Source organism: Vibrio sp. THAF190c (assembly GCF_009363355.1).
Lineage (GTDB): Bacteria > Pseudomonadota > Gammaproteobacteria > Enterobacterales > Vibrionaceae > Vibrio > Vibrio fortis_A.
Genome location: NZ_CP045340.1, coordinates 174,180 through 186,705, shown reverse-complemented (window position 1 = coordinate 186,705; position 12,526 = coordinate 174,180). Strand labels below are relative to the sequence as shown.

Here is a 12,526-nt window from a genome sequence, read left to right as displayed (position 1 = left end):
ATCAGCAACTACGCAGGTTGATAGTCAAATACGACGATGTCATCTAATATCGGTCTAAAGACGTTCTTCAACGCATCATGTTCTGAGTGAGGTAAGTAGTTCTCACGTCCTGCCTCATCTGCAAACGTCATAAAAACAGAGTGTGTGTAACCCTTGTTCTTTCCTTCTGGGCTGTTGTTTTCTCCCCATTCAACGTCAGTCACACCATCAACCTTGTCGGTCATTGAAACGAACATCGCCATCAGTTCTTCAATCTGCTCTTGAGTGCTTTCTGGTTTGAATTTAATTAGCAAGATATGTCTTATCACGAGTTCATCCTTTTCTGTTCAACGCAGTGCTTACGGGTATTTATATCAACAATGAGGAGAGTGATTGTGTCTCAAACAACAAGACCAATGCTTCTACTCAGATCTCAATTCCCACAAGACGATGTTCGCTTCTCAAGTTGTATTTCATCAAGATAGGCTTATAAACTATATAAACCCAGCAACCCTATTGGTTATTACCAAAAGTTAAAGATGATTCCTTCTCAGTTACCGACATTCATCGATGTTGTAAAGCAAGGCAGCTTTTCTGCAGCATCACGAAAGCTTGGCGTATCTCCAGCCGCGATCAGCAAATCGATCTCACAGCTGGAAAAAGTGCTCAATCAGCGATTGTTTCATCGCTCCACTCATGCATTAACGCTCACTATCGAAGGTAAACAGTTATTTGACCGCACCGTTGATCTTGTAGAAGCGTTAGATGAAAACGTCAGCCTTAGCATGGACGCCAGTACAGAGATGCGAGGTGAAATCAAAATCAACTTACCCGTGCATTTTGGACAGACCATTGTCTACCCTAAGCTGCTCGAGTTCATGCAACTGCATCCGGAAGTGGTACTTGATGTTCACTTCGACGACAAAGCCCATGATCTGATTGAGAACGGCTTTGACTTAGGTGTGGGAAATCGTATTAACGAAGACAGCCGCCTAATTGCCCGCCCTTATTACGATCTGCAATTGCTTTATGTCTGCTCAAAGTCTTATGTTGATAAACATGGTGAACCATTGACACCTAATGACCTTCAGGATCATCAGTGCATTAACTACCGCTCACCAACAACAGGGCGCATTAACCCGTGGACGTTTGTGGAAGGTGAAAAAGTCTCTCAGTTCACCCTCGAATCCAAGCTGGTCGTCAACAACCCTAACTCAGCCTATCTCGCGGCAGCCGCTGGTTTTGGCATTACTTTAGTGGCGCAGAGCTACCTTGAAGAAGATGACTGTAATTTGATCTCTGTTCTCGATGATTTCAAACCACCTTCTGCACCAGTCTGGCTCTATTATCCTTCTCGTAGTTATATGCCCATACGAGTAAAAGCGTTAATCGATTACCTTCTAGAGTGCAGTTAACTTTAACTTTTGGTTAAAACCAATTCAACCAGTAGCGCCCTACAACAAGCACAACGAAAAAGTAAGATGGTCACACAGTCGAAACAAGACATAGGTACTCAAAATGAACCAGACCATCGAACAACTACTTAATCGTCGCTCAATTCGCAACTTCACGGGCGAGTCAGTGAAAGATGAAGACTTAACTCTAATTCTGCGTGCGGCCCAACAGGCACCAACATCCATCAATGGCCAACAAGTGTCACTGGTTGTTACTCGTGATAAAGAGAAGATTAAACAGATTGCAGAAATCGCGGGTGGACAACCACAAGTTGCTACTGCTGACGTGTTTGTCACGGTAGTGATTGATTACAACCGTTCAGATGCTGCGATGAAACATGCAGGGCAAGAGATGGTCATTTCGAAATCTGCAGAAGGTATTGTCGTTGGATCGGTTGATGCTGGGATTGCTGTTAATGCACTACAAACCGCTGCTGAATCCCTTGGCTATGGCACAACCGTTATAGGCGGTATTCGTGCAAACCCTCAAGCTATGATTGACTTACTTGAGCTGCCTAAGAACACCTACCCTGCTCTTGGCTCAACGATTGGCGTTATTGATACCGAAGTAGCATCAGCAGTCAAACCTCGAGTTGCGTTAGAAAGCTTCGCAATGAATGAGAAATACGACACCGAAAAAGTCGCGACGGGCGCAATTCAATACGACATCGACCTGCGTCAGTGGTGGGACAGCATCGGCCTCACCGAGATGCCAAGCTACACAGCGCAAACAGCGCAGTTCTACAGCAACATTTACTTCCCAGAGGTTGCAAAAACTCTGAACAGCCAAGGCTTTGAGTTCACCGATACGCTTTAACACTAGCCTAAAAAGCAACAGCCTCGAACTCAGTGTTTGAGGCTGTTTTCGTATTCTCGCACCCTTTATTTGGTGCCTTTCACACGCTTATACTTCCTTCATTTGGCTATACCATAGAACAAAAACATGGCCCAAACAACATTTCGAAATATTGCGATATCCTATTTTTAGGCGTATGCTCTGCATCATCAACCAACGTAGTATCAAGATAAGAAACCATTCGACATGTTAGATATCAACGAAGTTCTAAAATCGATTAACAACCCGGTAAGACGTAACTTCTTGCATTGGCTTAAGTCGCCACATGAACACTTCAATCTCGAGAAACAGCTCGTTGATGCTGAAGTTGAAGGCGTTTGTGTCAGTATTATTCAAGAGAAAAGTGGCTTATCACAATCGACTGTCTCTTCTTACTTGTCGAACTTGCAGCGAGCGAACCTCGTCAGCTCAAAGCGCATTGGTTCTTGGACTTACTACAAGCGAAACGACGAGATCATTGAGCTGTTCCTTGCTCAGCTGAACGACTCACTTTAATTCCATAAACAGGGAGCATGTTTTACACCTCCCTATTTATTTAAAACCACATATCGAGATTTTTAGATATCTAGTTATCGAAAAATTACAAAAAAAGTTGAAGATAAGCCCGGAGAGGAAGCCTTCAGCGTAATAAATACAAATACTTGGAGACAATGAGTATGACCAGCCTTATTCAATCTTTTGACCCTAGCAATGGAGAGTTGTTGGGCGAAGTTGAAAACTCAACAACACAGCAAGTTAATGCCGCGGTTGCCAGAGCGAAAGCCGCTCAAAAATTTTGGCGCAAAACACCGCTGCCTGAGCGAGCACGAATCATCAATAACGCATACCAAGCGATCGACCACCTAACAGATTCATTCTCTGAACTGCTTGCCCGTGAAATGGGTAAAGACATTCGCAGAGCAACGGGCGAGGCAGGCGGTGCGGTGTACATGGGGCAACATTACGCACAAGATGCAGCGCGCGCACTCAGTACCCGTCAACTTTCTGGTGGCACGGAACTCCAGTACCGACCTCTGGGTGTTGTTGGTGTAATTTCGCCTTGGAATTATCCCGTCATGATGGCCAATAACCTGATTGTTCCTGCACTGGTGGCGGGTAACACCGTGATTTTGAAGCCATCAGAAGAGACACCTTTAGTGGCGGAAGCCTTCTTCGGCGAACTCAATAAACATCTTCCTGACGACGTGTTGACCATTGTTCATGGCGACCGAGAGACAGGAAAAGCCTTAGTCGAAAGCGATATCCAGATGATCGCATTCACAGGCTCTAAAGTCGCAGGTCAAGACATCATGGCGCGCGCGGCTTCTAAGGTGAAACGCCTTGTTATGGAGTTGGGTGGTAAAGACCCAATGATCGTCATGCGCGATGCTAACCTGGAACAAGCGGCACGCTTTGCCGTGGCAGGTAGCTTTGAGAACTCGGGCCAAATGTGTACCTCTATAGAGCGTATCTACGTTGATGAACGTATCGCCGATAAATTTGAACAACGCGTTACCGAAATCGCCAACATGTACCAAATTGGCCCTTGGGATATGCCAAGCGTCAACATTGGTCCCATCATCAACGCAACACAACACGCCAAGATCGTTGAACAAATCAAAGATGCAGAAGAGAAAGGCGCCACGATTTTACTAGGCGGTTCACAGCAACCTGAGCGTTATATCCGCCCAACGGTGATCACTGGGATGACGCCAGAAATGAAGATAGAAACAGAAGAGACCTTTGGCCCTGTTGTTGCGATCAGCCGTTACTCAGACGTTGAAGCAGCAATCGAAAGAGCAAACGACAGTGAATATGGATTGGGTGCAGTCGTCTTCGGTAACCAAGGTGCTCAAGACGTTGCGGAAGAGCTTGAGGCTGGCATGGTAGGAATTAACCAAGGCCAAGGCGGCAGTGGCGACGCACCTTGGGTTGGCGCAAAGCAAAGTGGTTTAGGTTTCCACGGTTCGGTCGATGGCCACCGCCAGTTTGCACAAGTTCGAGTCGTTTCAAAATAAGGAAAGACCAATGACGAATAACGAATCATTTTATGTTGTCAGAAGAGAGTCTGGCACTCAACGGAACGACTTACCTGTATGGGCACCTAAGAATCAAAACCCGTTTTTGCTCGACAGTGAATACCAAGGCGTAACGCGAAAAGAGGTCGACAACGTACCAGGGGCATTTCAATTGCTGAATGTGTTAAAACCTGAAGAAGTAAAGCGCATATTGGCAGCGACCAACGAGCTTGGTTTTACCGAAGATGCTGCGGTGTCATTACCAAGAGAGATTCGCCACAACAGCAACCTCAACTTCATTGCCGACACTGAGACCTTGGAGCAAATTTGGCAACGCTGCCGCGATCACTTCAGTGACCAATACGGACACTTTGGCAACAAGCAACCACTTGGGATCAATGGTCGTTTTCGATTTTATCGTTACGAACAAGGCGACTATTTCAAAATGCACATTGACGGTTCATGGCCGGGAAGCCAAGTTGTCGATAATCAGTTAGTCGATGATGCCTTTGGTGATCGTTGGAGTATGTACACCTTTCTGATTCTATTAACGGATGATTTTGTTGGTGGCGAAACCCAGTTTATGGTCAACCGTGATGACCCGACTAGACCCGCTCGCCAACATGAAGGGGCCAATATTGAATCGATAAGAACGCCAAGCGGAAGCGTGTTGTGTTTCCCACACGGGACTCACCCATTCCATTGTCTACACGGCTCAGCACCAATTCTTTCAGGCGTTAAGCACATCATTCGTACCGATGTGTTATTCGAGCTTTGATTCGAGCTTCAAAAAGTAATCCGAGCTAATTAATAGCAAGGCACATTCATCAATGTGCCTTTTTGCTTTTCTCAAACCTTCAAATGAGGAATCTTTGTAAAAAGCTCTAGCTGCTTTGAAGCTCAAGCCATCCAAGCGCATCCTGCCAAAGGCTTTGCTGATGTTTAGACCTAAAGAAACCAAAGTGACCAATTCGGCTTCCGTGTTCCTTTGAAGAGACTTTCGCGACTTCTACATCCGCTTGTTGATAAAAACTCGCCAGTGCTTGTACTGATTTTGGTGGAGCAAACTCGTAGTCATCATCAATTTGCAGAAACTTCATTTTGCAAGATAGCTGTTCAAAGCCAGAACGTATTGGCGTACCTTGCTTATCCACAATATAGTGGGGATGCCTGCCCCAATATGCCCACTGCTTGGCGATAGACTCTGGTAATGACTCTCCACCCAAAAACACGCCCGGCACTTTACCGAAAACAGTGGATAGTAATGGCACAATAGCAAACCACATAGCAAAGATGCGCGCCTTGTTCATGCCCTCCCAATGTCCCCAGTAACCGCTTTGAGAAGAGACACAATAAACGCTCTTGAAGAAGTTATTACTTTCTGCAAAACCGAGTATCTGTCCACCAACACTATGCCCTACGCAGTGCCAATCGAGCTCACCGTGGTTCTCCTTAGCCCAACTGATCACAGCTTCGAGATCATACTTGCCCCACGCCTTCATTTTCAGCTGTCGATTACGACTATTCGCAACAGACGAACGGCCAATGCCTCGGTAATCGTAGGTGATAACAATGTATCCCTGCCCAGTAAGAAACTTGGCAAACTTCTCATAGTAACTTTGACGAACAGCCGTCGCGGAGTTGATCACCACCCCGCCTTTTACATTCCCATTAGGGACAAAAACCGAACAAGAAATGGTGAACCCATCCTCTGTTGTTAGTACTAACTCTTCCTTAATCACTCATCCGACCTCTTTATCTGTAATTCAAAGAGTGTTAATTAATTGTTACTAAAAGTCCAATTTTCCAGAAGGTTAATTTTATAAATTGAGAGTGCGTGTGTTGCAAATTTGAACCGACCAAATACAACAAAGCACCCGATTCAGGTGCTTTGGTTGGCAATCATTTCTTACTATATCTACTTCACAACAGCGTGAGCAAACTCGCCGGCAAAATCAGAGAAGGTTCTGGCTGGCTTACCTGTCACTCGTTCCACAGTGTCGGTGACTTCTGTATAAGCACCAGTGGCAAACCACGCCATGATCTCGGCCAGTGCGTTAGCAAACCACTCGTCCATTCCCGCCTCTTTAATGGCACTAGCAAAAGCTTCCTCAGAGATGGCAACGTATTCGATGTTTTTTCCCGTAGCCTGCGACAACACTGCTGCTTGCTCAGCAAAAGTCAGAGCCTCTGGGCCGGATAACAGATATGTTTGACCATGATGACCATCACTGGTCAACGACTCAACGACAACCGCTGCCACATCTCGAATATCAACCACACTCTGTTTTGCGTCCGCCAATGGCAAGAAGAATTGGCCCATGCTATTGATGGTTTCTAGACTTCCGTACAAGTTCTGAAAGAACGAATTCGGTTGAATAATAGTCCACTGTAGATTGGATGCTTTAAGCAAGTTGTCAGTAATAACATGAGTTCGGATGATCTCGGAACCTGCATCGATTTTTGCACCCATGCCCGAAAGTTTAACAACATGTTCTACGTTCGCAGCTTGTGCCGCTTCAATCACATTCGCCACCCATAGTTCGTTATCTTGGTGAATGGGCATAGAAACGTAGATACGCTTAACGCCTTTCATTGCATCTTTCATCGATTCAATATCAGAGAAGTCACCTTCACGAACCTGCTCAGCTTTCAAACCCATCGTTTCTGCGGATTTCGCCTTACGAACCATCACACCAAAGTTTGCGCCTTTGAGTTTAAGCTGACGAACTACTTCAGAGCCTGTGTTACCTGTTGCGCCTAATACTAAAATATCCATGATGTTCTCCTATCGAGCTGAGCGTTAATTTGTTCCGACAGTGAATGCTGCGGTATGGATATACTTTAGTTAATCCCGTTTATATTGACTAGATACAACAAGTGGGCTTCACTATCCCATATACGGGACAAGAGAAGCACAATGAAAGAGATATCTGCACTACCTTTGTTTGCAAAAGTCATCGAACTGAATAGCTTTGCCGAAGCAGCGAGGCAATTGAACTTACCAACAACGACCGTCAGCCGAAAAATTCAGCAGTTGGAAGAGCAATTAGGCGGTAAACTGATTAATCGTTCTACTCGATCGCTGTCACTTACTGAACTAGGACAGCAAGTTCTGCCAAAAGCACAATTGATCGCCGACACAGTTAGTGAGCTTTATCACCAAGCAGAAGATGCTGCAAATAAACCAGTAGGAACCCTGAACATCACGGCGCCACGAGCATTAAGTCAAAATTTACTCGCAACACTGTTCGCAGAGTTTCAGGCGCGTTATCCGTCGATACGAATCAACCTCGCGTCATCAAACCGCTATCAAGATATGACAAAGCAGAGCTTAGACTTTGCGTTTAGACTCGGCCCCTTAAATGACTCATCATTGGTCGCAATGACCTTGTCTCCAGTGAAGTATGTACTCGCTATATCGAGTGAACTTGCAGCCCAACTTCCAGAAATTAGCCATCCAAATCAGCTAACATCGTTGCCGTGCATTCGAAACCATGTGGAAGGATATTTCTTACCCTGGCGTTTCAGTGATGACCACGAAACGATTGAAATATCTCAAGCGGGGAGCATGACCTGCGATGACTTTTTTGTCAGCAAACAGCTTTGCATAGAAGGCGTTGGCATTTGTTATCTTCCTATATCCATGCTGTACAAAGAGCTTAAGGAAAACAAACTCAAACTCCTTCTCGAACCTTGGGTTCCGCAAGACAAAACCATGCTATTGGTCTACCAAGATAGAACTCACCTTCCTCAAAAGTCTCAGTTGTTTATCGAGTTTATGAGAGAGAAAAGAGAACAGATTCACTCTTTCCTATCCTCTCAAGGGTATGAGTGATTCAAAATAAGCCATCATTTATCTAATGTACTTTGAAGCCATTCAATGAACACTCTAACGCGTGGTGAGTCATTTCGCGTGCGCGGGTAAAGAATCGAGACTGGAGAAGACGCTGGAGGAAACTCTGAGAGCAGTCCCACTAGACTGCCATTTCTCAGGTCATTTTCGACATGATATTTGGGCACTTGGATGATGCCTAATCCAGTTTTTGCTGCATCAACCAATGATTCCGCCGAGTTTACTAACAATGACGTTGGCAGACTCTTAAACAGTAGCTTTTCTTTAACAGAGAACTCTAGTGGCATCGGCGCCGATTGTCCGGTTACACAGAACCCCACCATTTTATGGTTAGACAGTTCCTCCAAGGAGTTTGGTATCCCGTTCCTTTGCAGATAATCCGGAGAAGCGACGGTCACTTCTTCTAACATGGTGAGCTTCCTCGCAACCAGCTCGTCAGTATGCAGCTCGCCGACGCGAACCACGCAATCTATACCCTCGCGAAGTAGATCAACCAGCCGATCTCCCTCACTCATAAATAGCTCTATCTCTGGGTACTTGCTAAGAAACTCCGATAATCTAGGAAGAATAAAATGCCTAGCGAGGGTCCCGTGAACATCGACACGAAGCCTGCCCTTAGGCTGCTGCGTGGTAAACAAACTTTCTACATCTTCAATATCCTTGATGATGGAGATACAGCGTTTGTAAAAATTCTCCCCGTCTAACGTCGGACTGACATGTCTCGTCGTCCGCTCAAAAAGACGAACGCCTAATCTTAGTTCGAGCTTTTTGACTGCATCGGTCACTGTCGAACGAGGCATCTGTAAGTCTTCAGCCGCAAGAGTAAAACTGCGACGCTCTAACACCCGAGTAAACACTCGCATGGCATCAATTCTATCCATGATTGTTCGTAAATATTGAATTCAGTTACCAATTTATAGCCGATTATCCGAATTTAGTTAAGTGCTAAGGTTTTTCGAGTTAACAAACAACGAAAACGGAAAGCCCATTATGACTAATCTATTTGGAATGAACTCAATAAAAAGCAAAGGTAAAGTTGCACTAGTTACCGGTTCTTCAAAAGGCATTGGTGCAGAGATAGCAAAGAAACTGGCAAAGGATGGATTTACTCTCGTTGTAAACCACTCCCGCCAAAGTGACTTGGCAGATGAGATAATAAAGGAGATCGAGTTTGAGGGTGGTAAGGCAATCTCTTATCGTGCTGATGTTTCCAACCCTTCAGCCGTTCAACAAATGTTTCATGACATACAGCATGAGCTGGGCTCAATAGATGTACTTGTTAACAATGCAGGCGTCATGGAGCTGGCACCAATCGCTGACATATCGAATGAATCAGTCGCTCGACAAATTGATATCAACCTTAAAGGGGTAATCTATACATTGAGAGAAGCTGCAGCGCATTTGGCTCATGGCGGCAGGATAGTCAACCTATCCTCGTCTGTAACCGAACTTAACATGGAAACTTACGGCATTTACGCCGCAACTAAAGCATCTGTAGAGACACTGACTCGGGTATTGTCTAAGGAGTTAAGAGGGAAGGAGATCACCGTTAACGCTATTTCCCCAGGCCCGACAGCGACCGATCTGTTCTTAAAAGACAAGTCAAAAGATGTAGTTGATAGACTGGCCAACATGTCCCCTCTCGGCAGACTTGGTACACCGCAAGACATAGCATCAGTCGTCTCATTCATTGTTGGTAACGATGGAGCATGGATAAATGGCCAAGTTATTCGTGCTAACGGTGGGCTCGTTTAATCGAATATCCTGCTCAATTCTTAGCTTTAGAGGTCTGATGTTGCACGAGCAAGTCAACCTAGTCATTTGCAGTTTAGCGAGACCAACAAGAATAGAGTTTGAAATGAAAAAAAAACGCCCCTCGAGTAAGGGGCGTTTGCATATTTGAACAGATTATTGAAGCGCTTTACTGAGACAACAGCCTTCGCACAGGTTCGAGCTCGGTGTATTCCACTGATTCGTAGTTAGCAAGCTTATCCAATTCAGATTGCTCGCCAGTCACGACCAGCACACTCTGTTCCACCAGCACATCGACTACTTGAATGTCGTGCTGTTGAAGAAGCGCTCTCACCTCGCTTTCCTTCCCTTCTATATACTTAACGAAGTAACGCGTAGGTTGTTGCTCAGCTTGCTCAGGGCGTTTATCTACCAAAGGAAAACCTTGGTTGTTAGCCAAGCTATTTGAGCTCAGCCCGAGTGCTAAAAACGCACTCACACCCATTGCGGACAATGAAACTAAGTTCAACGCCTTCATAGTCACTCCTTATTGAAAGGTTAGTGTCCAACTGTTGATGGTTCCTGTGTCTCTTCTGGCATTGTCTACCGCTTTTAGTTCCCAAACACCCTGAGACTCGAAACCAGAGAAGTCGACTTGGTAAGAGGTATTTATATCGTTGGCACTACCGCCTTGATTGTCATGCAGCACCACTTGTCCGCCCGTTGGAGAGGTCAGCGTGATACGCAAGTCTCCAATGTAAGTATGAGCAACATTTAAATCAATCGTTACCAAACCCGCATCACCAGTACGAACCACATCAAGCTCACTAATAACGCCTGCAGTACTGTTATCAGGGATCGCAACTGCATCAGAATTGGTGTAGCTGTTTAGATCGGTTCCATTACCGGAACCGTCAGGACCATTACAACCCGCATCTAGGTATTGCTTCGCAGCATCTGCGTTTACAAGACCATGACCAGTACGATTATCACGCCCTACTACATCGATATCTGTTGCTGTCTTGATCAGCGCATTACGCACCTGTGCAGCGGTACAGGTTGGGTGATAGCTCCACACTAAGCCCGCAACACCTGTTACGTGTGGTGTTGCCATGGAAGTGCCGTTGTAGTACTCGTAGTCTTCACCTTTGGTTGTTGAAACCGTGATCTCTTGACCGACATAGCCCACCAGTTCTTGACCAAACGCGCGATCAACCGTCACCGATACCATGCGTGCTGCGTTGTTTTGGTCAACAAGGAAAGGGTTCTGCAAACCCGGTAGTTCGGAGTTACTGTAAACAATCGCAGCGCTTGCTCCAGCGTTGTAACACGCTTGAACTGCATCAATCTCAGGGTAGCTACCCGATGATTGATTGCCGACACGCTCCGTCAAACAAATTTTGCCCGACATATCGCCACAATTGAAACGGCTATCAGAGACCTCACAGCTTGCCAGTTCTGCCGTGATTGAACCTGCGACTGGATCAGGACCGTAGCTACCGCCACTCTGAACCAAGCGGTTGTGCGGCACAATACCACGCTCAAACTGGCTGACACCGTTTAGCTTGATGTCGGATAGTTTGCCTTCGCCTAACGTCACCGTAGATAGAATGGCTACACCCGGGCCTGCAATCTCAACTTGATTTGTTGCTTGAGAAAACGCGGCGTGATCGCTCTTATCATCAACCGCAGCAACCGACATAACGGAGTCGTAAGATGCTGGGTAGCTGTGCGCTGTATTGCCATCATTACCAGCAGCGGCTATCAACAGAACCCCTTTATCGTAAAAGGCTTTTAGCGCATTTCTTTCGGTCACACTTGATTGGCTACCACCCAAACTCATGTTAACCACGTTCGCGCCATTATCCGCACACGTTTGTACCGCTTTCACCAAACTAGACGAATAGCCCCAACCCGCTTCATTGAATACCTTGACGATATGCAGATTCACGTTTTGGTTTGGCATCACACCTTTAATGCCTTCAGTATTCGCAATCGCAGCGATGGTGCCTGCTACGTGTGTGCCATGCGCGTTATTGTTTCCAGGTACGCTCCAAGAACCGGTGCCGCTGTCGTTAGTACCAGACACAAGGTTACCACTCAGATCGTTATGAGCGAGATCGTAGCCTGAATCGATAATACACACGGTACGGTTGCCAGCGTTTGAGTCATCCAAAAGCTGAGCATTCACTGCTTCGTATCCCCAAGGGGTGGTTTCGCTTAACAGGTATCGTGGTGGATCAATTTCCACATATTCAACATCACTACGATTACGCAGTTTCCCCAACTCTGAGTCTTCCATCTCCACACTGTAGATAGCGCTGTTTCCTAGCTTTTCTACTTTACGTGCTTTGAGCTGATCTAATACCGACTCCTGCACAATGCGTGGTCCCCAAAATGAGTTTCCACCCATCAGTGAAGGGCTCGACGTATCTTCTTTAAACTTGACGATGTATTTGGTCGGCAAGTTAGATTCATCGAATCCAGAGAATGGTGCCGCTTGCGCTGACATAGAGAATGTCATTGCCACTGCTATGGCAGACAGTGGCATTAAGCCTTTCATTTTTAACGTTGTATAGTGCATCTGCTTTTTCCTTTAGCATATTTTTATTCACACATAGCCCATCAAGAATCATTTATAAAATTCCCGAAT

General features: G+C 45.8%; 13 protein-coding genes. 7 read left to right on the top strand and 6 right to left on the bottom strand.

Translation table 11 applies throughout. From position 1 onward, the window contains the following. Positions 1 to 8: 8 nt before the first annotated feature. Complete coding sequence (locus FIV04_RS23525; protein WP_152470849.1) at positions 9 to 308, bottom strand: Dabb family protein; 300 nt, start codon at positions 306 to 308, stop codon at positions 9 to 11. Between the two features lie 210 nt (positions 309 to 518). Between FIV04_RS23525 and FIV04_RS23520 the strand changes: the two genes are divergently transcribed. The 5 genes from FIV04_RS23520 to FIV04_RS23500 all read left to right on the top strand — a co-directional run bounded on the left by FIV04_RS23520 (position 519) and on the right by FIV04_RS23500 (position 5,064). Then, positions 519 to 1,394 (top strand): LysR family transcriptional regulator, encoded by an 876-nt coding sequence (locus FIV04_RS23520; RefSeq protein ID WP_152470848.1) that lies wholly within the window; start codon positions 519 to 521, stop codon positions 1,392 to 1,394. Between the two features lie 103 nt (positions 1,395 to 1,497). Next, positions 1,498 to 2,250: a nitroreductase family protein gene (locus tag FIV04_RS23515; RefSeq protein WP_152470847.1), complete on the top strand. Its 753-nt coding sequence runs from the start codon at positions 1,498 to 1,500 to the stop codon at positions 2,248 to 2,250. A 225-nt stretch (positions 2,251 to 2,475) separates the two neighbouring features. Beyond that, positions 2,476 to 2,784 (top strand): helix-turn-helix transcriptional regulator, encoded by a 309-nt coding sequence (locus FIV04_RS23510; RefSeq protein WP_152470846.1) that lies wholly within the window; start codon positions 2,476 to 2,478, stop codon positions 2,782 to 2,784. 161 nt (positions 2,785 to 2,945) lie between these two features. After that, the gene (locus tag FIV04_RS23505) at positions 2,946 to 4,286 is read left to right on the top strand and encodes an aldehyde dehydrogenase (RefSeq protein WP_152470845.1); all 1,341 of its coding nucleotides are present in this window, start codon (positions 2,946 to 2,948) and stop codon (positions 4,284 to 4,286) included. Between the two features lie 10 nt (positions 4,287 to 4,296). Next, entirely contained in the window at positions 4,297 to 5,064 is a 768-nt protein-coding gene (locus FIV04_RS23500; RefSeq protein WP_152470844.1) for an oxidoreductase, read from the top strand. Positions 5,065 to 5,170: 106 nt separating this feature from the next. Here the strand turns inward: FIV04_RS23500 and FIV04_RS23495 are convergent, their stop codons facing one another. Both FIV04_RS23495 and FIV04_RS23490 read right to left on the bottom strand, forming a co-directional pair. Next, positions 5,171 to 6,028, bottom strand: a complete 858-nt coding sequence (locus tag FIV04_RS23495; protein ID WP_253895627.1) for an alpha/beta fold hydrolase — start codon at positions 6,026 to 6,028, stop codon at positions 5,171 to 5,173. A gap of 176 nt (positions 6,029 to 6,204) precedes the next feature. Further along, positions 6,205 to 7,065: an SDR family oxidoreductase gene (locus FIV04_RS23490; protein ID WP_152470843.1), complete on the bottom strand. Its 861-nt coding sequence runs from the start codon at positions 7,063 to 7,065 to the stop codon at positions 6,205 to 6,207. 141 nt (positions 7,066 to 7,206) lie between these two features. Here FIV04_RS23490 and FIV04_RS23485 point away from each other — a divergent pair, with 141 nt between their 5' ends. Beyond that, positions 7,207 to 8,124 (top strand): LysR family transcriptional regulator, encoded by a 918-nt coding sequence (locus tag FIV04_RS23485; protein ID WP_152470842.1) that lies wholly within the window; start codon positions 7,207 to 7,209, stop codon positions 8,122 to 8,124. 14 nt (positions 8,125 to 8,138) lie between these two features. On the opposite strand, the gene FIV04_RS23480 is transcribed toward FIV04_RS23485, so the two are convergent. Beyond that, entirely contained in the window at positions 8,139 to 9,023 is an 885-nt protein-coding gene (locus FIV04_RS23480; protein WP_152470841.1) for a LysR family transcriptional regulator, read from the bottom strand. A 109-nt stretch (positions 9,024 to 9,132) separates the two neighbouring features. Here FIV04_RS23480 and FIV04_RS23475 point away from each other — a divergent pair, with 109 nt between their 5' ends. After that, positions 9,133 to 9,897: an SDR family oxidoreductase gene (locus tag FIV04_RS23475; RefSeq protein WP_253895625.1), complete on the top strand. Its 765-nt coding sequence runs from the start codon at positions 9,133 to 9,135 to the stop codon at positions 9,895 to 9,897. 166 nt (positions 9,898 to 10,063) lie between these two features. Here FIV04_RS23475 and FIV04_RS23470 read toward each other — a convergent pair whose 3' ends face one another. After that, complete coding sequence (locus FIV04_RS23470) at positions 10,064 to 10,411, bottom strand: ATPase (RefSeq protein ID WP_152470840.1); 348 nt, start codon at positions 10,409 to 10,411, stop codon at positions 10,064 to 10,066. Positions 10,412 to 10,420: 9 nt separating this feature from the next. Beyond that, positions 10,421 to 12,457, bottom strand: coding sequence for a S8 family serine peptidase (locus FIV04_RS23465; protein ID WP_152470839.1), 2,037 nt, complete (start codon positions 12,455 to 12,457; stop codon positions 10,421 to 10,423). Positions 12,458 to 12,526: the final 69 nt, after the last annotated feature.